Annotated in this window: 20 protein-coding genes and 2 tRNA genes; 10 read left to right on the plus strand and 12 right to left on the minus strand. The window is 68.7% G+C overall.

Annotated features, from left to right (window positions below; translation table 11 throughout):
- Window positions 1-223: 223 nt before the first annotated feature.
- From ASF88_RS08715 to ASF88_RS08735, 5 genes are all read right to left on the minus strand, one after another.
- Complete coding sequence (locus tag ASF88_RS08715; RefSeq protein WP_055916419.1) at window positions 224-907, minus strand: ATP-dependent Clp protease proteolytic subunit; 684 nt, start codon at window positions 905-907, stop codon at window positions 224-226.
- A 29-nt stretch (window positions 908-936) separates the two neighbouring features.
- Window positions 937-1530 carry an ATP-dependent Clp protease proteolytic subunit gene (locus ASF88_RS08720; protein ID WP_055916421.1) on the minus strand — a complete coding sequence of 198 codons (594 nt, stop codon included), beginning with the start codon at window positions 1528-1530 and terminating at the stop codon, window positions 937-939.
- A gap of 110 nt (window positions 1531-1640) precedes the next feature.
- Window positions 1641-2129, minus strand: coding sequence for a tetratricopeptide repeat protein (locus tag ASF88_RS08725; protein ID WP_055916423.1), 489 nt, complete (start codon window positions 2127-2129; stop codon window positions 1641-1643).
- Window positions 2130-2273: 144 nt separating this feature from the next.
- Complete coding sequence (tig, locus tag ASF88_RS08730) at window positions 2274-3683, minus strand: trigger factor (RefSeq protein WP_055916425.1); 1410 nt, start codon at window positions 3681-3683, stop codon at window positions 2274-2276.
- Between the two features lie 59 nt (window positions 3684-3742).
- Window positions 3743-3817 (minus strand) — tRNA-Pro (locus ASF88_RS08735).
- Window positions 3818-3917: 100 nt separating this feature from the next.
- Between ASF88_RS08735 and ASF88_RS08740 the strand changes: the two genes are divergently transcribed.
- Window positions 3918-3988: transfer RNA gene (locus tag ASF88_RS08740), tRNA-Gly, on the plus strand.
- Between the two features lie 49 nt (window positions 3989-4037).
- On the opposite strand, the gene ASF88_RS20060 is transcribed toward ASF88_RS08740, so the two are convergent.
- From ASF88_RS20060 to ASF88_RS08750, 3 genes are all read right to left on the minus strand, one after another.
- Window positions 4038-4742 (minus strand): TIGR02391 family protein, encoded by a 705-nt coding sequence (locus ASF88_RS20060; RefSeq protein WP_082518813.1) that lies wholly within the window; start codon window positions 4740-4742, stop codon window positions 4038-4040.
- A 1403-nt stretch (window positions 4743-6145) separates the two neighbouring features.
- On the minus strand, window positions 6146-6802 hold the full coding sequence (locus ASF88_RS08745; RefSeq protein ID WP_055916427.1) for a response regulator transcription factor: 657 nt from the start codon (window positions 6800-6802) through the stop codon (window positions 6146-6148).
- Between the two features lie 38 nt (window positions 6803-6840).
- Window positions 6841-8262 carry a sensor histidine kinase gene (locus ASF88_RS08750; protein WP_235493341.1) on the minus strand — a complete coding sequence of 474 codons (1422 nt, stop codon included), beginning with the start codon at window positions 8260-8262 and terminating at the stop codon, window positions 6841-6843.
- A 167-nt stretch (window positions 8263-8429) separates the two neighbouring features.
- On the opposite strand from ASF88_RS08750, the gene ASF88_RS08755 reads away from it, so the two are divergent.
- Window positions 8430-8912 carry a Dps family protein gene (locus ASF88_RS08755; protein WP_055916432.1) on the plus strand — a complete coding sequence of 161 codons (483 nt, stop codon included), beginning with the start codon at window positions 8430-8432 and terminating at the stop codon, window positions 8910-8912.
- Window positions 8913-9005: 93 nt separating this feature from the next.
- Here ASF88_RS08755 and ASF88_RS08760 read toward each other — a convergent pair whose 3' ends face one another.
- From ASF88_RS08760 to ASF88_RS08775, 4 genes are read right to left on the minus strand one after another with little or no spacing between them, the layout of a single operon-like run.
- On the minus strand, window positions 9006-10418 hold the full coding sequence (locus ASF88_RS08760) for an amidohydrolase (RefSeq protein ID WP_235493342.1): 1413 nt from the start codon (window positions 10416-10418) through the stop codon (window positions 9006-9008).
- A 50-nt stretch (window positions 10419-10468) separates the two neighbouring features.
- A complete protein-coding gene (locus ASF88_RS08765) occupies window positions 10469-11107 on the minus strand; it encodes an FMN-binding negative transcriptional regulator (RefSeq protein ID WP_055916436.1) in 639 nt (212 codons plus the stop codon).
- 10 nt (window positions 11108-11117) lie between these two features.
- The gene (locus tag ASF88_RS08770; RefSeq protein ID WP_055916438.1) at window positions 11118-12092 is read right to left on the minus strand and encodes an Fpg/Nei family DNA glycosylase; all 975 of its coding nucleotides are present in this window, start codon (window positions 12090-12092) and stop codon (window positions 11118-11120) included.
- The gene (locus tag ASF88_RS08775) at window positions 12092-12580 is read right to left on the minus strand and encodes a ribose-5-phosphate isomerase (RefSeq protein WP_055916440.1); all 489 of its coding nucleotides are present in this window, start codon (window positions 12578-12580) and stop codon (window positions 12092-12094) included. Before ASF88_RS08775 ends, ASF88_RS08770 begins: the two co-directional genes overlap by 1 nt.
- A 114-nt stretch (window positions 12581-12694) precedes the next feature.
- On the opposite strand from ASF88_RS08775, the gene pepN reads away from it, so the two are divergent.
- The 8 genes from pepN to ASF88_RS08815 all read left to right on the plus strand — a co-directional run bounded on the left by pepN (window position 12695) and on the right by ASF88_RS08815 (window position 22476).
- On the plus strand, window positions 12695-15238 hold the full coding sequence (gene pepN, locus ASF88_RS08780; RefSeq protein WP_055916443.1) for an aminopeptidase N: 2544 nt from the start codon (window positions 12695-12697) through the stop codon (window positions 15236-15238).
- A gap of 140 nt (window positions 15239-15378) precedes the next feature.
- The gene (locus tag ASF88_RS08785) at window positions 15379-16290 is read left to right on the plus strand and encodes an ABC transporter ATP-binding protein (RefSeq protein ID WP_055916445.1); all 912 of its coding nucleotides are present in this window, start codon (window positions 15379-15381) and stop codon (window positions 16288-16290) included.
- A complete protein-coding gene (locus ASF88_RS08790; RefSeq protein ID WP_055916447.1) occupies window positions 16287-17138 on the plus strand; it encodes an ABC transporter permease subunit in 852 nt (283 codons plus the stop codon). The genes ASF88_RS08785 and ASF88_RS08790 overlap by 4 nt, the downstream gene beginning before the upstream one ends.
- The gene (locus tag ASF88_RS08795) at window positions 17135-18460 is read left to right on the plus strand and encodes a sensor histidine kinase (RefSeq protein WP_235493343.1); all 1326 of its coding nucleotides are present in this window, start codon (window positions 17135-17137) and stop codon (window positions 18458-18460) included. Before ASF88_RS08790 ends, ASF88_RS08795 begins: the two co-directional genes overlap by 4 nt.
- The gene (locus ASF88_RS08800; protein ID WP_055916450.1) at window positions 18457-19146 is read left to right on the plus strand and encodes a response regulator; all 690 of its coding nucleotides are present in this window, start codon (window positions 18457-18459) and stop codon (window positions 19144-19146) included. The genes ASF88_RS08795 and ASF88_RS08800 overlap by 4 nt, the downstream gene beginning before the upstream one ends.
- 55 nt (window positions 19147-19201) lie before the next feature.
- Window positions 19202-20365, plus strand: a complete 1164-nt coding sequence (locus ASF88_RS08805; RefSeq protein ID WP_055916452.1) for a mechanosensitive ion channel family protein — start codon at window positions 19202-19204, stop codon at window positions 20363-20365.
- 1 nt (window position 20366) lies between these two features.
- Window positions 20367-20771, plus strand: a complete 405-nt coding sequence (locus ASF88_RS08810) for a globin (protein WP_055916454.1) — start codon at window positions 20367-20369, stop codon at window positions 20769-20771.
- A gap of 55 nt (window positions 20772-20826) precedes the next feature.
- On the plus strand, window positions 20827-22476 hold the full coding sequence (locus tag ASF88_RS08815; RefSeq protein WP_055916456.1) for an FAD-binding dehydrogenase: 1650 nt from the start codon (window positions 20827-20829) through the stop codon (window positions 22474-22476).
- Window positions 22477-22485 lie beyond the last annotated feature (9 nt).

Here is a 22485-nt window from a genome sequence, read left to right on the forward strand (position 1 = left end):
CCTTCTCGGGTTTCTTCGTCGAGCCTAACCCGTGACGACGACAAAGGCGCGCACCAGGGCGTTTTCGACACGCGGTGACGGTCATTATGCCGACAGCAGACGGCGACGCCGGCGCTTGTGCGGACGCACGAACGCCCCCGTCCGCGTGGGACGGGGGCGTTCTTCGGACTCCGCTTCCGGCTGGGATCATCCCGAGGATCATCCCGACCGGTCGGCCGGAGTGCTACTTGACGAGCGCGGGCAGGGTCTTCCGGCTGGTGAGCACCTGGTCGATGAGGCCGTACTCCAGCGCCTCCTCGGCCGAGAGGATCTTGTCGCGGTCGATGTCCTTGTTGACCTGCTCGACCGAGCGGTTGGAGTGCCGCGCGAGCGTCTCCTCCAGCCAGGTGCGCATGCGCATGATCTCGTTGGCCTGGATCTCGATGTCGGACGCCTGGCCCTGGCCGGCCTCGCCGACGGCGGGCTGGTGGATCAGGATGCGGGCGTTCGGCAGCGCGAGTCGCTTGCCGGGGGTGCCGGCGGCGGTCAGCACGGCGGCCGCGGAAGCGGCCTGGCCAAGGACGACCGTCTGGATCTGCGGGCGGATGTACTGCATCGTGTCGTAGATCGCCGTCATCGCGGTGAACGAGCCACCGGGCGAGTTGATGTACATGACGATGTCGCGGTCCGGGTCCTGGCTCTCGAGAACGAGGAGCTGGGCCATGATGTCGTCGGCCGACGCGTCGTCCACCTGCACGCCGAGGAAGATGATGCGGTCCTCGAAGAGCTTGGCGTACGGGTCCTGGCGCTTGTAGCCGTAGGCGGTGCGCTCCTCGAAGCTGGGCAGGATGTAGCGGGCGCCGGGCGCCTGCACGCCACCGAAGGCCTGTCCGCCGAGGCTGGAGCCGCCGAGCATGGGAGTGTTCATAATGATGTCCTTAATCCTTCCGGCGGTTCCTAATTGGATTCCTGGTCGGTGCCGCCGCCGCCCGAGACGTCCAGCGCGGACTCCCGGATGTGGTCGACGAAGCCGTAGTCCAGGGCCTCCTGGGCGGTGAACCAGCGGTCGCGGTCGCCGTCGGCGTTGATCTGCTCGACCGACTTGCCGGTCGCCGCAGCGGTGATCTCGGCCAGACGCTTCTTCATGTCGAGGATGAGCTGGGCCTGGGTCTGGATGTCGCTCGCGGTTCCGCCGAAGCCGCCGTGCGGCTGGTGCAGCAGCACGCGCGCGTTCGGGGTGATGTACCGCTTGCCCTTGGTGCCGGCCGTCAGGAGCAGCTGGCCCATCGACGCGGCCATTCCGATGCCGACGGTGACGATGTCGTTCGGCACGAACTGCATCGTGTCGTAGATCGCCATGCCCGCGGTGATCGAGCCGCCGGGAGAGTTGATGTAGAGGTAGATGTCTCGCTTGGGGTCTTCTGCGGCCAGGAGCAGCAGCTTCGCGGCGATCTCGTTGGCGTTCTCGTCGCGCACCTCGGAACCGAGCCAGATGATGCGGTCCTTCAGCAGTCTGTCGAAAACACTGGGCTGGATACCCATGTCGGCCATGTTCGCTCCATTTCCTTTGTCGCTTGGCATCGAATCTATCGGAGGGCGGAGCGCAATTCCGCGCTGTTCGCCCTGGGCAGAGTGGGTGTCGCGCGCGGGCGAGTGGAGCGTCAGTGGTCGTCGTCGAGAGCGGCGGCGTAGGCCTCCACCGAGCGACGGTACCGCGGCAGGTGCGGAGCGAGAGCGCCGAGGGCCTCCCGCAGAGCGTCGGCGTGGAGGCCGTCGTCGAAGAGCGCGAGCGCCGCGAACGCGCGCGCGGCGTCAGAGAGCGGATGCTCGGGCTCGGCGAGGAGGAAGTCGCGCAGCAGGGCGAGCGACTCGTCGGGACGGTCGAGGTTGCGCAGTGTGCTCGCCAGCTGGACGATGGCCTGCCCGCGCTCGGGCTCGGCGAGCCCGTTGGCGAGCGCCGACCGGTACAGGGGTTCGGCCTCGGCCTCACGGCCCGCGAAGTCCCGCGCCCCGGCCGCCTCGAACAACGCGACGGGGTCGTCCGCGGCCCGTTCGGCCACGAGTGCGTCGATGGCCTCTGTCGTGCGCTCCTCCCCCAGGTCGTCCGCCGCCGCCCACACCGCGTCCACGCGCTGCCGCCAGTCGTCCATTCCCGCTCCTCTCTGCGCGTGCACAGGGGACGCAACACGCCGCTTCCCCATGGTGGCAGACGGCGTGTTGCGTCCCTAGTCCTCAGCCCGACAGCACAAAGGCCGGGCACCCGTCGGGTGCCCGGCCTTACGCGGAAGCGTGTGCTATTCGGCCTTTTTCTTGGCGGCGCGCTTCTTCGGCTTCTCTTCGGCGGCCGGCTCCTCGGCCGGAGCCTCGGCAGCGGCGTCGGTGGCCTCGTCTGCGGTGGCCTCGTCGTCGGCTGCCTCGTCGTCGCTCTCGGGGAGGGCGACGAACTCGGAGAGGTCGACCTTCTTGCCGTCGGTGTCGACGACCTCGGTCTTGCCGAGGATGATCGCGAGGGCCTTGTTGCGGGCGACCTCGCCGACCATCGACGGGATCTGGCCGTTCTCGCTGAGGATCTTGACGAACTCGTTCGGGTCCATGCCGTACTGGGCGGCGCCCTGCACGAGGTACTGGGTGAGCTCGTCCTGGCTGACCTTGATGTTCTCGGTCTGCGCCACCTCGTCGAGGAGGATCTGCGTGCGGAAGGTCTTCTCGCTCGACTCGGTCACCTCGGCACGGTGGGTGTCGTCGTCGAGACGGTTCTCCTGCTCGAGGTGACGGTGCACCTCGTCCTCCACGAGCTGCGCCGGGACCGGGATCTCGACCAGCTCGAGGAGCTTGTCGACCAGCTGGTCGCGGGCGGCCGTGCCCTGGCCGAACGCCTTGGCGCGCTCGACCTGGGTGCGGAGGCTGGAGCGCAGCTCGCCGATGGTGTCGAACTCGCTGGCGATCTGCGCGAAGTCGTCGTCGGCCTCCGGGAGCTCGCGCTCCTTGACGGCGTTGAGCGTGACGGTGATCTGCGCGTTCTCGCCCTCGTGGTCGCCGCCCATGAGCGGGGCCTCGAAGGTGGTGGTCTCGCCGGCGGTCAGCGTGTCGAGCGCCTCGTCGATGCCCTCGATCAGCTCGCCGGAGCCGATCTCGTAGGAGATGTTCGCGGCGGTGTCGACCTCCTCGTCGCCGATGGTGGCGACCAGGTCGATCTGGGCGAAGTCACCCGACTTGGCCGGGCGGTCGACGGTGACGAGCGTGCCGAAGCGGCTGCGCAGACGGTCGAGCTCCTCCTCGACGTCGTCGACCGAGACCTCGGCCGCGTCGACGGTGAGGGTGAGGTCGCTGAAGTCGGGAAGGGTGATCTCGGGCCGCGTGTCGACCTCGATGGTCAGCAGCAGGTCGCCGGAGAAGTCCTTCTCGTTCGGCCACTCGGTGATGTCGGCCTCCGGACGGCCGAGGGGACGCACGTCGTTCTCCTCCACCGCCTGGCGGTAGAAGGTGTCGAGACCTTCGTTGACCGCGTGCTCCAGCACGGCGGCCTTGCCGACGCGCTGGTCGATGATGGGCGGCGGCACCTTGCCCTTGCGGAAACCGGGGATGGTCACCTGCTCGGCGATGTGCTCGTAAGCGTGCTTGATGGACGGCTCCAGCTCCTCCGGCGTCACCGAGATGGTGAGCTTGGTGCGGGTGGGGCTGAGCTTCTCGACCGTGGTCTTCACGATGTCTGGGTTCTCCTGATGATCGAACGATGGTCTACTCGCAAGGAACGAGGTCCTCGTCGGGGCGACAGGATTCGAACCTGCGACCTCCCGCTCCCAAAGCGGGCGCTCTAGCCAAGCTGAGCTACGCCCCGGCTTCAAGCGGTGCGAAAGACCGTGCGCAAGTCTACTGCACGCGAGCAGTCGCCCGCGTGTACTACGATGGTCGACGGCCGTCCGCTCAGGGCGGCCTTCGGGGATGTAGCTCAATGGTAGAGCCTCAGTCTTCCAAACTGATTACGCGGGTTCGATTCCCGTCATCCCCTCCGAATTACGCGCTCCCAGATTGAGCGACCTCTCCTCTGGACGCCTCCATCAGCTTGAGGCGACCACGCGTGCCCGATCGATCCAGCGCGAGAGCAAGCTGAACCCTGCCAAAGCCTCTAGGGCTTCGGCCTCTCCTATCTGATGAATGTCCGCGTCCACATGATTGAGCGGATTCCGCACGGCTGAGTAGAGTCCGTGCCCAAGCGCAGCCGCTCCGAGATGAACATCCTTGAAGAGGTCGGGGTTGACGTCGTCTACCAGCCTCAGACGCGGACGATTGGCTTCAGGCGCGTGAAGGCTAAACACCTCATTCAAAAGCCTTGTCTCCCCAAGGTTGAATCGACCCACCTTCTGTTGGAGCCGAGAATTCACGTTCACGGCGGCCGCCCATACTGCTGCGTCGTGATTCCCACTAAGCCAGTGTGGGCGAGCGGCATCCCACACCCAAGGGTGAAGAGAGTTCGCGTTGAAGGTCGGAGCAGGAGCGTCGAGCCCCAGCTTGGACCTCACTTCGTCGCCCTCCGTGAGTTCCCATTTCAACGTGTACACGAAATCGCTCGAGATCCAGCGGGGACTTTGACCGTAAATGGCTTCGGCGATTGCGCGTATTGCGTTGTCGCTGTCATGAAGCTCGGTTGAAGTTCCCCGAATCCGGGTCTTCCTGTTTGCGCGCATTTCATCAGGCGGCAGCGGGACGCGCTCGCGAAGCCATATGTGTCGTTCGATCTGTTCTAGGGCGTACCCGATATCCATAGCCAGAACCTACTCATCGGCCGAACGTGGATGACTCATTGCTCTCGCAAATCCAAAATGAGGAAATCCAAAAACCGGACGCCTATTCCACCGTGGCATTAGCGACGGCGATACTCGGCTTCATGACCCTGCACGTGGCTTTCGTAAGCGAAGCGTCGATAGTTCAGTGCAGTGACCGCCTTTTGACCGTCAACACCGACCCGTGGGACGCAACTTCAAATAAGACAATCGTCGTTGAAGCAAGAAATGGACGCGCAGTACTAGGTTATGCGGGCCTCGCGCACATTCGGGGTGAACCCACCTCTGAGTGGCTGGTCCGAAAAATAACCGCGGCGAAGGAACCGTTCACGTCCTTTCAATTCGGCGGAGTCTCCCCTGTTTGGCTCGGAGACGTTCGCGACAGAGTCATCGGCGGCGTCGAGCGCGAGTTTCCATCCTCTCAGCGGGTTGGGAGACGTCAACGGCTTGAATTGATGATCTGTGGCTGGGGATATCCCCGTCGACTACGCAACAGCAAACGTCCGACCGCGTTCATCTGGCAGTTGACGCACTCTGGGGTTCAAGGCGCCAGATGCAAGATTAGGCCAACGACCAGGCTCCGATTTCGAGACCCGAGTCGTCGCTGGGCTATCGCGGGGATCGGTCGAGCCGATCTCCTGAATTGCGAGGCGATAAATCAAGAATTGCTTGCGGAAAGCGACCCGTTCGGTCGCGACGAGGTAGAACGGTCGCTTGTAGGAGCGATCCGATCTGTGGCGGACCTTCCTGGTAGCCGAGTTGGTTCGGACGTTATGTCGGTGTGCTTGCCTGCTCTGCCTCCAGAGAGTCCAGCGAGCTTTCGCTTTTTCCGCGACACCGGGGTAATTGATGACCGGTTGGGTTATACCCCTGCCCTAGTCAGCTCCCGATCAGTGTTCCCGCCGGCCGTCATGAATTCAAGTCAGGGATTCTCGGCGGTTTTCAACGCCGACACGCCCTTCGAGTGGGAGTACACAACCGAAACGATCCCACCGTGGACTCAGACGGGAGTCCGCACTCTTAGTGTCCAGATGGGCAAGCGCTATGACCCGTAGCGAACTGCAAGATTATCTCCACCTGCCGTGAGCCATCGACGACTCAATGAACCACTCTCGTGTGCTCTCGACTTCATCTACAGTGCTATTCGTTCCCGATGTGCTTATACGCAACTTCGCGCGCCGTGTTGATCCTGCCCCATGGGTTTTAGCGGTCGCCCTGCCGACTCCGTCGAGCAGGTTGTCGCTGATGCCTTCGGCCTTTTCGGAACACTAAGCGTTCTTGACGTTGGCGTCGTTCAAGAATTCCCGGCCCTTCCTGGTGATGTCGTCGAATCCGGACAAGGTTCCGCTGCCGCCTGTTGGTTACGTTTTGCCGCCACCGTCGTCTCACCGCTGCAGCACCGCCAGCACCGCGAGCACCCTCCGGTGGTCGTCCCCCGAGTCCTCGAGCCCCAGTTTCTGGAAGATCGACGTCACGTTCTTCTCGACCGCACCGACGCCGATGACCAGACGCGCCGCGATGGCGGCGTTCGTGCGGCCCTCCGCCATGAGGCCTAGGACATCGCGCTCGCGCGGGGTCAGCGACTCCAGCGGGTCGGTGCGGCGCACCAGCAGCTCGCGCACCACCTCCGGGTCGAGCACGGTGCCGCCGGCGGCGACGCGGGTCACGGCGTCGCGCAGCTCGTCGAGGGAGGCCACGCGGTCCTTGAGGAGGTAGCCGGTGCCTCCGCGGCCGCTCGCGAGCAGCTCCTGCGCGTAGGTGCCCTCCACGTACTGGCTGAGCAGCAGCACACCCACCCCGGGGAACGACGAGCGCAGCTCGAGCGCCGCGCGCACGCCCTCGTCGCGGAACGTGGGAGGCATCCGGACATCCAGGATGGCGACGTCCGGCTGCAGCGACGGGAGGGCGGCGAGCAGCGACTCCGCGTCGCCGAACGCGCCCACGGTCTCGAACCCGGCCTCGTCGAGGAGGCGCACGAGGCCTTCGCGCAGCAGCACGGAGTCGTCGGCGACGACGAGACGGAGCGGGGTGGTGGCAGGCACGCCACCACCCTATTGCCCGACTCGGGCGCGCCGCCGTCTCAGGCGAGCGGGATGCGCGCCCCGATCCGCGACGGGCCTCCGACCGGGCTGTCGACGACGAGCTCGCCGCCGAGGCCGTGGACGCGCTCGGCCAGGCCGCTGAGGCCGTGACCCGCGACCATCGTCGCGCCGCCGTTCCCGTTGTCCGTCAACCACACCGCCAGCCAGGCGCGTCCCGCCTCGTCGACGGCACGGTCGAGCACGAGCCGCGCGGCCGTCGCCCCCGAGTGCTTCGCCAGGTTCGCCGACAGTTCGGCCAGCACGTAGTACGCGTTGCGCTCCACCTCCGGGCTGAACCGCTCCCCCGGCTGCAGCGACGACTCGACGGTCGTCGGGATGGTGCTGCGCGCCGCCAGCGAGTCGACGGCGGCCTGGAGGCCCCGGTCTTGCAGGATCGGCGGTGCGAACCCGCGGGACAGCGCCCGCAGCTCCTCCAGGGTGTCGCCGGCCTGCTTGCGCGCCTCGGCGAGCAGCGCCGCGGCGGCCTCCGGGTCGTCCGTGAGCTTGCGCTCGGCCGAGGCGATGTCCATCTGCAGGCGGATCAGGCGCTGCTGCGGGCCATCGTGGAGGTCGCGCTCCAGACGACGCAGCGACTGGTCCTCCGCTGACACCGCCGCACCGCGCTGCGCGGACAGGTCGGCGACCTCCCGCTCCAGGGCCTCCGAGCGCCAGGCGCCGAGGAGCCCGTGCGCGATCGCGTGGTGCAGGAGGGTGAGGCCACGGGTAACGAACGGCAGGGTCACGGCGAAGATCACGCCGAAGATCAGGTAGAGCACGCGGTCGCCGGCGACCGGATCGAACGTCGAGTGGATGCCGAAGATCGAATCCGCCAGCACACGGGAGAGGAAGAAGTCCCGGTTCCCGGTCGGGATGAAGCCCAGCCAGATCCAGCCGGTCAGGCCACCGAGCGCACCGGCGGTCCAGGTGATCGTGATGCTCCAGCTGATCACGCTCACGATGGGGTTGATGATCATCCCGTGCAAGAGGTACAGCCAGTAGTGGCCGTTCGCCCACGGACCGAAGATCGCACGCCAGAACGTGCGCGGTCGGTCGGCGGGCTCCCACACCGGCCTCGGGACTGGCGCGGCGCCCGCCCAGTCGAGGCGCGTCAGCTCCACGGTGCCGAACGCCCGCGCGACATAGAACGTCGCGACGACGATGAAGAAGCCGACGTAGATGACGACCGTGCCGATGCCCGTCCAGAACAGGGAGGCGAGCACCGACAGCCCGATGATCGCGATCGGCATCGTCAGGAGGAGGAAGCCGAGCTCCCGCGGCACACGTCGCCACAGCGACCCGTAGGTCGTGCGCTCGGCGGTCGTCGGAGGGGCGGAGGAGACGGTCACAGGGTCCAGACTGGCAGACGCCCCGGCGGATTCGATGCTCCCCATGGGGAGGGACGCGGTGGTCGATTCGTTCATGGGTCCAGCCTCCCGTTCGCGCCAGGGTCGACCCCATCCCGCCCGCCGCCGGATCCGTGCGGGGGTTAACCCGACCAAGGGTCGCCTTCGTAAGCGCAGCCTCAGCTTCGTTGCGGAATTCCGGGCGCGCAGTAGCGTTGTGGTCAGGCAGAAGAAAGGACGCCACCATGACGGACATCGCTGCAAGCCAGAGCGTTTCGAACCCCGACGTCGCCGCAGGGGTCGCGCAGTTCCTCACCCCCGTTGTCATCGACCTCACCGCCCTCGTCGTGAACGGCAAGCAGGCGCACTGGCACGTGCGCGGCGCCAACTTCATCGGCGTGCACGAGCTGCTCGACACGATCGTCGACCACGCTCAGGAGTGGGCCGACCTGGCCGCCGAGCGGATCGTCGCCCTCGGCCTCCCCGTCGACGCACGGCTCGGCACCGTCGCGGCCAAGACCACCACCTCCGAGCTCACGGCCGGTTTCCGGCCGTCGAACGAGACCATCGCCGAAGTTATCGCTCAGATCGACGCCGCGCTCGCGAGCGTCAACACCGCGGTCGCAGAGCTGGACGAGCTCGACCAGACCAGCCAAGACGTCGCCATCGAGATCGCCCGCGGTCTCGACAAGGACCGCTGGTTCCTGTTCGCGCACATCAGCGAGTAACGCTCGACGCGTGCCGAAGGGCACGTTGTTGTCCCCTTCGGACGTCGAAAGGGACGACAACGTGCCCTTCGGCGTCTCAGGCGGGCGTCGCGTTCAGAGGGTGTCGTGGGTGAAGCGGCCGGCGAGGAGGGTCGCGGCGACGGGCATGGCGCGCAGCTCGTCCGGGGTCGCGGCAAAGGGGTCGCGCTCGATGATCGCGAGGTCGGCGGGCTCGCCGACGGCGACGCGGGATCGGGTCGACGCGTCGAGGGCGGCCTCCACGGGGATGCGCTGCTCGGGATGCCACGGCTCGCGGCCGTCGCGCGTGCGGCCGACGGCCGAAGCGATCGCCGCCCACGGGTCGAGCGGTGCGACGGGCGCGTCGGAGCCGAACGCGAGGCGAGCGCCGGAGGCCAGCAACGACGCGAGGGGAAACGCGTGGCGCGTGCGCCCGGCCCAGAGCCGGTCGGCGACGTCGCGGTCGTCCATGGCGTGCTCGGGCTGGACGCTCGCCGCGATGCCGAGGGCGGCGAACCGCGGGATGTCGGCGGGATCGATGAGCTGCGCGTGCTCGATGCGACCCACGATCTGACCTCCCCGGCCCGATGCCCCGAGCTGTTCGAACGCGTCGAGCGCGCGCCGGTTCGCCTCGTCGCCGATCGCGTGGACGGCCGGTTCGATGCCGTTCGCAGCGGCGAACCGCAGATCGGCCAGGAGCTCATCGGGCGTGAGGTTGGCGACGCCGTGCCCGCCGCCAGGGTACGCGTGCAGGCAGAGGGCCGTGCGGGTGTTGAGCGAGCCGTCGGAGATCACCTTGAACGGGCCCATCGTCAGGAGGCCGTCGGTGCCCTCGATCGGTTCGCCGGTGCGGAGGCCGAGGCCGACCGCGTCGGTCATCCGGTCGCGGTAGACGCCGAACTCGACGCGAAGCGATCGAGCGCCTGCCGCGATGCGCCTGGTCCACGTCTCGAGGCTCCAGCCGTACTCGAGATCCACGATCCCGACGACGCCGTGCGTCGCCGCCCCGTCGGCCGCGTCGGACGCCCAGCGGTCGAGGATCGACTCGTCCGACGGCGTGAGCGCGCTCGTCAGGGCGAAGCTCGCGTCCTCGCGCAGCAGGGCACCCTCCACGCCGGGCGCGTAGCGGGCCATCGCGGCAGAGTTCAGCCACGAGCAGTGGAGGTCGCCGGCGATCAGCACGACCGGTCGGTCACCCGCTGCCGCATCGAGCAGCTCGCGGCTCGGGAGGTCGTGCCAGAGCGCGTCGTGGAAACCGAAGCCCACGAGCACGTCCGTTCCCGGGTCCGCTGCGGTTCGCGCTCGCACCAGCGATGCGGCCTCCTCGGCCGACGATGCCCGCGACACATCCAGCCGCCGCGCCGTCTGCGCCCACTGCGTGAAATGGACGTGCTGGTCCCACAGTCCGGGGACCAGCCAGCGCCCGTCGAGAGGGATGCGTTCGAGGCTCCGTTCGCCCGGCACCCCGGCCGGGTGGATGGACGCGATCGACCGATCACGAACCGTCACGTCCACAAGCCGATCGGAGCCCGGCAGCCGAGCGCCGGCCAGAACGAAGCTCACCGGGCAGCGCGTCGGCGGTCGTGCACGAGCTGCATCTCGCGCAGCAGCGCCGGGCTCGCGTAGCCCGAGTCGCCACCGAGTTCGGCCATGATCGAGTCGACGATGTGATCGGGCCGGTTCTGGCTCATCTTCTGTTTGGCGACGATCTTCGTCGGCGTCAGGCGCAGGCCGACCGTGCCGGACGAGATGCGCTCGGCATAGCGCTCGTCCTCCAGCGTGCCGCGCATCTGCCGAGGGTTCGGCAGCTCGCGTTCGAAGTGGTCGACGAGCTTCTTGAGCACCTGGAGATTCTCGCTCGCACTCAGGATCTCGGGCACGCCCGAAAGATGGATCGCCACGAAGTTCCACGTAGGCACCGCGGGGTCGGCGTCGTACCACGACGACGAGATGTAGCCGTGCGGGCCTTGGAGGATGACGAGAAGTTCGTGCTCCCCCAGCTCGTGCAACTGCTCGTCGGGCCGGCCCACGTGGCTGACGATGCTGAGCTCGTCGCGCGTGTCGTCGAGAATCACCGGGTAGTGCGAGGCGACAAGACCTGTCGACGCGTTGCTGACGAACGTTCCCCACGGGTTCTCGCGGATGATCCGCTCGATCTCGGCGCGCTCTCCGAGGGCGAAGCTGGGATTCTGACGCATCGGAGGCCTCCTAGGCTTGGTCTTTCGGGCACCAGTAGAGCTTGCGACCGCCCAGCTCCTCCATGAGGATGTGCGTGCCGCAGACCCGGCAGGGCAGTCCTTCGCGCTTGTAGACCCAGTGCCGGTCCTCCCGCTTGGCCATCGCCTTGCGGTACGACTCCTCGTCGAGGTCGTCCATCGTCATCATCTGGCCGGTCTCGACGCCGATCCGCAGCAGGTGCACCCAGTCGCGCCACAGTTCGCGCACGGTCTCCTCGGGCACGAGCTTGCCCGGCGTGTGCGGGTTCTGCCGGGCGCGGAACAGCAGTTCGGCGCGGTAGACGTTGCCGATGCCGCTGACGACGCTCTGATCCATGAGCAGCAGAGCGATGGCGGTCGGCTTCTTGCGCACCTTCGCGACGAAGGCCTCCTCGGCCTCCGGGCCGTCGTCGACCTGCGGGTCGGGCCCGAGCTTGGCGATCACGGCGTCCACTTCGGCGGGGTCGAGCACCTCGCACGCGGTCGGCCCGCGGAGATCGGCCACGGCCGTGTCGCTGAGGAGGCGGACGCGCACCTGGCCGACGGGCTCCGGCGGGAAGACGTCGATATCGGCCTCCACCTTCTCGGACTCCGACATGCGCAGCCGGGTGCGGCGCGGGGCGCCGATCGAGTGCAGGGAGTTCTCGCCGGCCTCATCGAAGACGGTGCCGGTCTGGTTGGTCTGGCCCACCCGCCCGTTCGCGCTCGCGATGGTCGGATCGATGCTGATGTCGCCGGCGAAGTCCCACGCGCCGTAGATGCCGAGGTGGATGCGCAACCAGAGGTCGTTGTCGAACTCCAGGAACATCTGCTTGCCGACGGCCTTGGCCGCCACCATCACGTGTCCGTCGATGCGCGCGGCATCGGCGGCGAACCGGCCCTGCGGGGAGGACACCGCGATACGGTGACCCACGAAGTTGACGGCGAACTGCTTCGCGATGCGGTGGACGGAGTGACCCTCGGGCATCAGCGGTCCACGTTCTTGCCCGCGATGTCGCCGGTGGCCTCGAACTCGGCGAGCTGGGCGATCCGTCGCACGTGCCGCTCTTCGAGCGAGAACGGTTCGGCGATGAAGATGTCGATGAAGCGCGTGGCCTCCTCGACGGTGTGCTGGCGTGCGCCGATCGAGATGACGTTGGCGTCGTTGTGCTGGCGCGCCAACCGGGCGGTGCTCTCGTTCCAGACGAGGGCCGCGCGCACGCCGAGGACCTTGTTCGCGGCGATCTGCTCGCCGTTGCCCGAGCCTCCGAACACCACTCCCAGCGCCTCCACACCGGCCTGCTGGTCGCGCACGACGGCCTTGGCCGCGTTGATGCAGAACGCCGGGTAGTCGTCGATCGGGTCGTACCCGGCCGGACCGTGGTCGACGACCTCGTGGCCGGCCTCCGAGAGGTGCTGCTGGAGGTGCGTGCTGAACTCGAGACCGGCGTGATCGGTGGCGATGTGGATGCGCATGCTCACAGTCTAGGGAAGGCCGCCGACGCCGCCGCAGCACCCGCGGCGCGACCTCACTAAGGTGGATCGGGTGGACACGATCCACACCCCAAACCGCTTTTCAAGGAGTCAGCGTTGCCCGGAGAAAACCTCACCCGCATCGAAGCCCAGGAGCGCGCGTCGCTCGTCCGCACCCACAGCTACGACGTGGCGCTCGACCTGACCACGGGTCCGGAGACCTTCCGCAGCACCACCACCGTTCGCTTCACCGCGACGCCGGGTGCCTCGACCTTCATCGACGCGATCACCCGCACCGTCCACTCCGTCGTGCTGAACGGCGTCGAGCTCGACCCTGCGGTCGTCGCCGACGGTGTGCGCATCCAGCTGGACGGCCTGCAGGCGGAGAACGAGCTCACGGTCGACGCCGACGCGATCTATACGAACACCGGTGAGGGCCTGCACCGCTTCGTCGACCCCGTCGACGGCGAGGTGTACCTCTATTCGCAGTTCGAGGTGCCGGACTCGCGCCGCATGTTCGCCGTGTTCGAGCAGCCCGACCTCAAGGCGCAGTTCACGTTCACGGTCACGGCCCCCGCGCACTGGGCGGTCGTGAGCAACTCCCCCACCCCCGAGCCCGTGGAGGCCGGCGCGGGCACGAAGACCTGGTCGTTCGCCCCCACCCCGGTCATCTCCTCTTACATCACGGCACTGATCGCCGGCCCGTACGAGTCGGTACACAGCGAGCTCACCAGCCGCGACGGCCGCGCCATCCCGCTCGGCGTCTACGCGCGCAAGAGCCTCGCGGGCTTCCTCGACGCCGACTACATCTTCGAGAAGACCCGGGAGGGCTTCGCCTTCTACGAGGAGAAGTTCGACTACGCCTACCCGTTCGAGAAGTACGACCAGCTGTTCGTGCCGGAGTTCAACGCGGGCGCGATGGAGAACGCGGGCGCCGTCACCTTCACCGAGACCTACGTCTTCCGCTCGAAGGTCACCGACGCCATCAAGGAGCGCCGGGTCGTCACGATCCTGCACGAGCTCGCGCACATGTGGTTCGGCGACCTGGTCACCATGAAGTGGTGGAACGACCTGTGGCTGAACGAGTCGTTCGCCGAGTACGCCTCCACCCTCGCCACGGCGGAGGCCACCGAGTGGACCGAGGCCTGGACGACCTTCGCCGCCATGGAGAAGAGCTGGGCGTACAAGCAGGACCAGCTGCCCTCCACCCACCCGATCGTCGCGACGATCAACGACCTGGAGGACGTGCAGGTCAACTTCGACGGCATCACGTACGCGAAGGGCGCGTCGGTGCTCAAGCAGCTGGTGGCGTGGGTCGGCCAGGACGACTTCCTGGCGGGCGTCGCGCAGTACTTCAAGAAGCACCAGCACGGCAACACCGAGTTGACCGACCTCCTCGTCGAGCTGGAGGCCACCAGCGGCCGCGACCTCACGGAGTGGTCCGAGAAGTGGCTGGAGACCGCGGGCGTCAACACCCTGCGCCCGGAGATCGCGGTGGACGCGGACGGCACCATCACGGCGTTCGCGATCCTGCAGTCCGCCGCGGCCGACTACCCGACCATCCGCCCCCACCGCCTGGCCGTGGGCTTCTACGACCTCGTCGACGCCCGGCTCGTGCGCACCTCCCGTGTGGAGCTCGACGTGGACGGCGAGCGGACCGAGGTCGCCGAGCTCGTCGGCACGAAGCGTCCGGCGCTCGTGCTCCTCAACGACGACGACCTGGCCTACGCGAAGATCCGTCTCGACGACGAGTCGCACCGCGTCGCTCTCGAGCACCTCTCGTCGATCGAGAGCCCGCTCGCGCGGTCGCTGGTGTGGGGCGCGGTGTGGGATGCCACGCGCGACGCCGAGTCGAGCGCGAGCGACTACGTGCGCCTGGTGCTCGGCAACATCGCCTCCGAGACCGAGTCGACGACGCTGCGCACCACGCTGAACCAGCTGGTGCTCGCCGCCGGAAGCTACGTGGCGCCCGAGCGTCAGAAGCAGACGAGCGAGGAGGCTGCCTCGACGCTCTGGGAGCTCGCGCAGCACGCCGAGGCCGGCAGCGACGCGCAGTTCCAGTTCGTGAAGTTCTTCGCGGCACTCGCCTCCACCCCGGATCAGCTCGCCGTCGTCGCCCGACTGCGCGACGGCTCGCTGACACTGCAGGGACTCACCGTCGACACCGACCTAGCCTGGGAGCTGCTCGTCGCCCTGGTCGCCGGCGGCGCAGCGGGCAACGCCGAGGTGGATGCCGCGCTCGCCGCCGACAACACCGCCAACGGCGCCCAGTTCGCAGCGCAGGCCCGCGCCTCCATCCCGACGCTCGCGGGCAAGCAGGCCGCGTGGGACTCGGTGTTCGGTTCCGACGCCCTCCCGAACACGATCGTGCGGTTCACCGGGCTCGGCTTCCAGCGCGCCGCCGACAGGGAGGTGCTCGCGTCGTTCGTCGAGCCGTACTTCGCGGCGCTGCAGGAGGTCTGGACCTCGCGCACCTACAAGATCGCCGAGTACCTGGTGGCCGGAATGTACCCGGCGCCGCTGGCGAACGCGGCGCTCCGTGATGCGACGCGCGCCTGGCTCGACGCCAATCCCGAGCCGGCCGCGCTGCGCCGCCTCGTGGTGGAGAACCTGGCCGGTGTCGAGCGCGCGCTCGCGGCGCAGGCCCGCGACGCCGGCTGACCCGCACCGCACCGGCCGAGGGGGTCGTGGCTCGTTCCGAGCCGCGGCCCCCGTTTCGCACTGCCGGGCCATACGGCCCGTCCGCAGGTCGTACCGCGGTTCGATGACGCGGCCGGCACGACGGCCCTAGTCTCGGTCTCATGATCCAACTCGACAACCTCACCAAGACCTTCGGCAGCAAGACCGCTGTCGACGGCATCTCGGCGACGATCCAGCCGGGCAAAGTCACCGGCTTCCTCGGCCCGAACGGCGCGGGCAAGTCCACCACCATGCGCATGATCATGGGCCTCGACCGCCCCACCCGGGGCACCGCGACCATCAACGGCAAGCGGTACGGCGAGCTGCGTTCGCCGCTCGGGGAAGTCGGTGCGCTGCTGGATGCGAAGGCGGTGCACACCGGTCGCACGGCCTACAACCACCTCCTGGCGATGGCCGCGACGCACGGCATCTCCAAGAACCGCGTCCACGAGGTCATCGCGCTGACCGGTCTGGAGTCGGTGGCGAGCAAGCGCGTCGGCGGCTTCTCGCTCGGCATGGGCCAGCGTCTCGGCATCGCCGTCGCGATGCTCGGCGATCCGGCCACGCTGATCCTGGACGAGCCGGTCAACGGCCTCGACCCCGAAGGCGTGCTCTGGGTGCGTCAGTTCGCCCGCCACCTCGCCGGACAGGGCCGGACCGTGTTCCTGTCCTCGCACCTGATGAGCGAGATGGCGCAGACCGCCGACCACATCATCGTGCTCGGCCGTGGCCGCATCCTCGCCGACGCACCTGTCGACCAGATCCTCGCCGGTGCTACCCGCAGCGCCGTCCGCGTGCGCACACCGGAGGTCGAGCGGCTCGTCAACGCGATCAACGGTCCCGACGTGACGGTCACCGGCGTCGAGGCCCAACTGCTCGAGATCAGCGGGCTCTCGGCCGCGCAGATCGGCGACGCAGCTGCTGCGGCGGGCGTCGCGCTCCACGAGCTCACGCCGCTCAGCGCCTCCCTCGAGGAGGCCTACCTCGAACTCACCCAGGACGAAGTCGAATACCACTCGGAGGTCACCCGATGAGCGCCGCAACCGCCGCCGCACCCCACCAGCACTCGGAGATCGGCCGGCTCAGCTTCCCGCGCGTGCTGCGCTCGGAGTGGATCAAGCTCCGCTCGCTCCGCTCAACGTTCTGGACGCTGATCAGCGTGGTCGTGCTCGTCGTCGGGTTCGCCGCGCTGCTGAGCCTCGCGATCCCGTCCGCCACGACCCTCGCGACCGAGTCCGGACCGCGCGGTGCGACCCTCGATCTGAACAACATCGTCGCCACGGCGGCCACCTTCGGGCTTCGATTCGCCCAGCTCGTGGTGGCGGTGCTGGGTGTCCTCGCGATCAGCGGCGAATTCTCCACCGGGATGATCCGCTCGTCGTTCGCCGCGGTTCCGCACCGCTTCCCCGTCCTCGCGGCGAAGGCGATCATGCTCTTCGTCGTCTCGTTCGTGATCGGCCTGGTGAGCCTCGCGGCGTCGTGGTCGATCGCGATCGGCGTCATGAGCAGCAAGGGCTACGAGCGCGAGCTGTTCGAGGCCTCCACCCTCTGGTCGATTCTCGGCGGGGCTGTCTATCTCGGCCTGATCGCCGTCTTCGCTCTGGGCCTCGGAACGATCATCAAGGCCAGCGCAGGCGGAATCGCCGCGGTGGTCGGTGTGCTGTTCCTCCTGCCGATCCTCGTCCAGGTCGCCGTCGGGCTGCTGCCCAAGGTCACCTGGCTGGCCGACTGGTCGCACTACCTGATCAGCAACAACGGCGACGGCCTGGCCGGCCTGGCGAACGGCTCCCTCGAGCCGTGGCAGAACATCCTCACCGTGGTGATCTGGACCGCCGTCTCCTTCATCGTGGGCGCGATCCTGCTGCAGCGACGGGACGCGTGACCTCCCCGGTGACCGCTCCCGACGCCGCCCCGGCCGACCTCGAACTCCCGAGGCCGCCCGGGGCGGTGCGGCGCTACTTCGGCGCGCACCCTCTGCTCGTCGACTCCCTCGTCGTCGCCGTCTATCTCGTGCCGGCGCTGGCCGAAGGCGTCGTCGAGATGGTCAGGGACCCGAGCTGGTCGGTGGCGCTGCGGGTGGTCCTCGCGACCGTGGCCGGCGTGGCCCTCTTCGCCCGACGCCGGTCTCCCCGCATCGTCTTCGCCATCGCGCTCACGGTGCTCGTGCTGAGCGTCTTCGTCGGCCGCAACGTCGACTTCGTGCCGACCGTCTTCGCCCTGTACGCCCTTGCGGTGTACCGTTCGGCGCGCTCGGCGTGGATCGCCTACGCGATCACGGCCGTCGCGACCATCGGCGTCCTCAGCGTCACCGAGATCGTGGTCTCGGTCCACGACTTCGCGCCGCTCTCGACGGAGGCCATCCCCTCCGGATTCGCCGCCCTCTCCTTCTGCACGGTCGCGGTGCTCGTCGGTACCAACGTCGGCAACCGGCGCCGCTACCTCCGCGCTCTCATCGACCGCGCACGCCAGCTCGCGCGCGAGCGCGATCAGCAGGCCGAGATCGCCACCGCGGCCGAGCGCAGTCGCATCGCTCGCGAGATGCACGACATCGTCTCGCACAGCCTGACAGTGATGATCACGCTCGCCGACGGGTCGGCCGGGCTCGCCGCCACCGCACCGGAGCGCTCGGCTGAGACGATGCGACTCGTGGCCGAGACCGGCCGCAGCGCGCTCGGCGACATGCGCCGCCTGCTCGGCGTGCTTCGCCCGGGCGACGAGGAGGCCGCCGCTCACGCCCCGCAACCCGGCCTCGGCGAGCTCGGCGAACTGGTCGAGCGCTTCCGGGCGGCCGGTCTCCCGGTGCGCATCACCGTCTCCGGCGCCGCGCCGACGGACGTCGGTCAGCAGCTCACCGTGTTCCGGGTGGTGCAGGAGGCCCTCACCAACGCCCTCCGCCACGCCGCTCTCGCCACCCAGGTCTCCGTGACGATCGAGTTCGGCGACGACCGCATCCGCATCGTCGTGGAGGACGACGCGACCGTGCACACCGGCTCGCTCCAGGGCTCGGGCAGCGGCCTGCTCGGCCTGCGCGAGCGCGTCGCCCTGTACGGCGGCACGCTGGAGGCGGGACCGCGTCGCGGCGGCGGCTGGCGCGTCGTCGCCGACATCCCAACCGTTCGACCCTCCGCCGCGGCGGCGGCCGCGCCCGCAGCGGCCGCAGAACCAGAACCGGCACCACAGCCAGAACCCAGGAGTCACGAATGACCGACCCCATGCCCGCCCTCGACCGTCCCGTGCGCATCCTCCTCGTCGACGACCAGGCGCTCGTGCGTCTCGGCTTCCGGATGGTGCTGGAGGCCGAACCCGACCTCCACGTGGTGGGAGAGGCGGCCGATGGCGCGGAGGCGGTCCGGCTCGCCGTCGAGACCCGGCCGGACGTGATCCTCATGGACGTGCGCATGCCGGCCCTCGACGGCATCGAGGCGACCCGGCGCATCGTCGCCGCCAACCCGGCCGCGCGGATCATCATCCTCACGACCTTCGACCTCGACGAGTACGCCTTCGGCGGCCTGCGCGCGGGAGCGAGCGGGTTCCTGCTCAAGGATGCGCGGCCGTCCGAGCTGACGTCAGCGATCCGTTCGGTCGCGAGCGGCGACGCCGCCGTCAGCGGCCGGGTGACCCGCGCGATGCTGGAGCTCTTCGCCGACCGGCTCCCGGCCTCCGGCGGCGCACCGACCGGGGTCGACCCGGCCGCCGCCCTGACCCCGCGCGAGCGCGAGATCCTCCTCGCCATGGCCGACGGTCTCACGAACGGAGAGATCGGCGCCAAGTTCTTCCTCACCGAGTCGACCGTGAAGACGCACGTGGGTCGCGTGCTGGCCAAGCTCCAGCTGCGCGACCGCGTGCATGCGGTGATCTTCGCCTACGACAACGGGCTCGTCGAGCGCTGACCACGCCGCAGGGTCCAGGGGATGCCAAGGACCCACTCGATAGGATTTCGGACGTATGGGAATTCTGAAAGCGAACTTCTGGACCAACCTCGGCGTCTGGGCGACCCAGGCGGGATGGAACCTCGTCCACGCGGCCGGGATCGTCGTCGGCGCCTTCGTCCTCAGCTGGATCCTCCGTGTCATCATCCGCCGCATCGTTCGGCAGATCGTCAGCGGGGTGAAGAAGGGCCAGAGCGTCACCGACACGCAGGCGCTCGTGGCGTCTCCGCTTGCGGCCGTACGGGTCGTGCAGCGCACGCGGACGCTCGGATCGGTGCTCAGCAACATCGTCAACGTGACGATCGGCATCATCACGATCATCCTGGTGATCCAGGTCTTCGCTCCTGACGCCCTCACGTCTTTCGCGCTCCTCACTGCCGCGATCGGCGCCGGTCTCGGTTTCGGCGCCCAGAACATCGTCAAGGACGTGCTGAACGGCCTCTTCATGGTCATGGAGGACCAGCTCGGCGTCGGCGACGTCGTCGATCTGGGCTCGGCCACCGGCGTGGTGGAGGCCGTGGGCATCCGGGTCACCCAAGTGCGTGACGTCAACGGCACGCTCTGGTTCGTCCGCAACGGCGAGATCCTGCGAGTCGGGAACATGTCGCAGGGCTGGTCCCGCGTGATCATCGACCTCGCGGTGCCCTACGACACCGACATCGAGGCCGTACAGACCAAGATGCTCGAAGCGGCGAACGCCCTCGCCACCAGCCCCAAGTGGCGCTCCCGGATCCTCGACAAGCCGGAGTTGTGGGGGCTGGAGTCGGTCTCGGCCGATGCCATGGTGATCCGCCTCGTGCTGAAGACACGCACGACCGCCAAGGACGACGTCTCGCGCGAGTTGCGACTGCGCCTCAAGCAGGCCACCGACGAGTTGGGGGTCACCTTGCCCTCGCTCTCGGCCGTCGTGCTCACCGGGTTCGACAGCGCGGGCAGCGTCAACGGCGCCAAGCCCCCGCGCACGCGTCCGACCCCCGTGGTGCCTGAGAAGCCCCTCACGGGTCGCAAGGCGCGCGCCGCGGCCAAGCGCACGCCCAGACCGGCCACCGACCCTGGTGCGATCCGCATCCGTCCGGCGATCGAGACGCCGCACGACGGCGCGGCGACGGCGAAGCCCGCAACGCCACCCAAGCCGCGCACACCGAAGCCCACCGCGCCCGACGAACATCCCTCGGAGTGACATGACAATCCCGATCGGATCCCCCTCCGGCGGCTCGTTCTTCGACCAGATCGGCGGCCACGACACGTTCGTCCGGCTCGTCGACGCCTTCTATCGCGGGGTCGCCGACGACCCCGTGCTGCGGCCGATGTACCCCGAGGAGGACCTCGGGCCGGCCCGCGAGCGCCTGACGCTCTTCCTCGAGCAGTACTGGGGAGGTCCGACCACGTACAGCGAGGAGCGCGGGCACCCCCGCCTGCGGATGCGGCACAACCCGTTCCGCGTGAACCCCGACGCACGCGACCGCTGGCTCGCGCACATGCGCGTCGCTGTCGACGAGCTGGGTCTGCCTCCGCTGCAGGAGGAGACCCTCTGGAGCTACCTGGAGCGCGCGGCGTTCGCTATGGTCAACACATTCGAGGAGTGATCCCGCCTCGAGGAGCAGCCCGGCTCCTCCCCCGACGTGCCGAAGGAGACACGCCATGACACCCGAACCCGACTGCATCGTGGTGGGCGCAGGCCTCGCCGGACTGGTCGCCGCGAGCGAGCTGCTCGACGCGGGCAAGACCGTGACGATCGTCGATCAGGAACCGGCGGCCTCCCTCGGCGGTCAGGCGTTCTGGTCGTTCGGCGGTCTGTTCCTCATCGACTCGCCCGAGCAGCGCCGCATGGGCGTACACGACTCGCTGGCACTGGCCCGGCAGGACTGGTTCGGCAGCGCCGCGTTCGACCGTGACGAGGACCACTGGCCGAAGCGCTGGGCGGAGGCCTACCTCCAGTTCGCCGCCGGCGAGAAGCGGGCGTGGCTGCACGAGAAGGGAGTGCGGTTCTTCCCGGTCGTCGGCTGGGCCGAGCGCGGCGACGGCACTGCGGGAGGCCACGGCAACTCGGTGCCGCGCTTCCACATCACCTGGGGAACCGGACCCGGCGTCGTGGAGCCCTTCGCGCGGCGCGTCCAGGAGGCCGCCGCCACCGGGCAGGCACGCCTGCTGCACCGCCACCGCGTCGACGAACTCGTCGTCGAGGACGGCCGGGTCACCGGCGTGCGGGGCGCGATCCTCAAGCCCGACGCTGCCGGTCGCGGGGCGCCGAGCAACCGCGAGCAGATCGCGGACTTCGAACTGAGCGCGCCCGCCGTGGTGGTCGCCAGCGGCGGGATCGGCGGCAACCACGACCTGGTGCGCGCGGCCTGGCCCGAGCGGCTCGGCACTCCCCCGGACTTCATGCTCTCCGGCGTGCCCGCCCACGTGGACGGCCGCATGCTCGGCATCGCCGAGGCCGCAGGCGCCCGTCTCATCAACGGAGACCGGATGTGGCACTACACCGAGGGCATCCAGAACTGGGACCCGATCTGGCAGCGCCATGGCATCCGCATCCTCCCCGGCCCGTCGTCCCTGTGGCTCGACGCCTGCGGCGACCGCCTCCCCGCGCCGCTCTTCCCCGGCTTCGACACGCTCGGCACTCTGGAGCACCTGCGCCGCACCGGCTCCGACTACAGCTGGTTCATCCTCACGCAGAAGATCATCGAGAAGGAGTTCGCGCTCTCCGGCAGCGAGCAGAATCCGGATCTGACCGGGAAGGACTTCGGGCTGCTCGCCAAGCGGGTGGGCCCGGGAGCGCCCGGCCCGGTGGAGGCCTTCAAGGAGAAGGGCGCCGACTTCGTCGTGGCCGACACGCTCGACGAGCTGCTGGCCGGGATGCAGCGGCTCTCGGAGGTGCCGCTCGACCTCGACCTCGTCACCCGCCACGTGCGCGAGCGCGACCGGGAGCTCGACAACGACTTCGGCAAGGACCTCCAGCTCGCCGCGGTGCGGGCCGCCCGCGCATACCGGGGAGACAAGCTCATCCGGGTCGCGTCGCCGCACAAGCTCACCGATCCGAAGGCGGGGCCGATGATCGCCGTGAAGCTGCACATCCTCACCCGCAAGAGCCTCGGCGGCATCGAGACGGATCTCGACGGTCGCGTGCTGTCGGCAGACGGGACACCCGTGCCCGGACTGTACGCGGCCGGCGAGGCGAGCGGCTTCGGCGGTGGCGGCGTGCACGGCTACCGGGCGCTGGAGGGCACCTTCCTCGGCGGCTGCCTCTTCTCGGGAAGGCAGGCCGGACGCGCGATCGCCCGCGCGGTCTGACCCGCCCCT

Source organism: Leifsonia sp. Leaf336 (assembly GCF_001423695.1).
GTDB lineage: Bacteria > Actinomycetota > Actinomycetes > Actinomycetales > Microbacteriaceae > Leifsonia.

Excerpts from the sequence above, each read along its gene's own strand:
- ASF88_RS08790 (WP_055916447.1), top strand. The coding sequence starts at position 16,287 with ATGAGCGCCGCAACCGCCGCCGCACCCCACCAGCACTCGGAGATCGGC.
- ASF88_RS08725 (WP_055916423.1), bottom strand. The coding sequence starts at position 2,129 with ATGGACGACTGGCGGCAGCGCGTGGACGCGGTGTGGGCGGCGGCGGAC.
- ASF88_RS08805 (WP_055916452.1), top strand. The coding sequence starts at position 19,202 with ATGGGAATTCTGAAAGCGAACTTCTGGACCAACCTCGGCGTCTGGGCG.
- ASF88_RS08750 (WP_235493341.1), bottom strand. The coding sequence starts at position 8,262 with ATGAACGAATCGACCACCGCGTCCCTCCCCATGGGGAGCATCGAATCC.
- ASF88_RS08770 (WP_055916438.1), bottom strand. The coding sequence starts at position 12,092 with ATGCCCGAGGGTCACTCCGTCCACCGCATCGCGAAGCAGTTCGCCGTC.
- ASF88_RS08720 (WP_055916421.1), bottom strand. The coding sequence starts at position 1,530 with ATGGCCGACATGGGTATCCAGCCCAGTGTTTTCGACAGACTGCTGAAG.
- ASF88_RS08810 (WP_055916454.1), top strand. The coding sequence starts at position 20,367 with ATGACAATCCCGATCGGATCCCCCTCCGGCGGCTCGTTCTTCGACCAG.
- ASF88_RS08765 (WP_055916436.1), bottom strand. The coding sequence starts at position 11,107 with ATGCGTCAGAATCCCAGCTTCGCCCTCGGAGAGCGCGCCGAGATCGAG.
- ASF88_RS08800 (WP_055916450.1), top strand. The coding sequence starts at position 18,457 with ATGACCGACCCCATGCCCGCCCTCGACCGTCCCGTGCGCATCCTCCTC.
- ASF88_RS08785 (WP_055916445.1), top strand. The coding sequence starts at position 15,379 with ATGATCCAACTCGACAACCTCACCAAGACCTTCGGCAGCAAGACCGCT.
- ASF88_RS08815 (WP_055916456.1), top strand. The coding sequence starts at position 20,827 with ATGACACCCGAACCCGACTGCATCGTGGTGGGCGCAGGCCTCGCCGGA.
- ASF88_RS08755 (WP_055916432.1), top strand. The coding sequence starts at position 8,430 with ATGACGGACATCGCTGCAAGCCAGAGCGTTTCGAACCCCGACGTCGCC.
- ASF88_RS08715 (WP_055916419.1), bottom strand. The coding sequence starts at position 907 with ATGAACACTCCCATGCTCGGCGGCTCCAGCCTCGGCGGACAGGCCTTC.
- ASF88_RS08775 (WP_055916440.1), bottom strand. The coding sequence starts at position 12,580 with ATGCGCATCCACATCGCCACCGATCACGCCGGTCTCGAGTTCAGCACG.
- ASF88_RS20060 (WP_082518813.1), bottom strand. The coding sequence starts at position 4,742 with ATGGATATCGGGTACGCCCTAGAACAGATCGAACGACACATATGGCTT.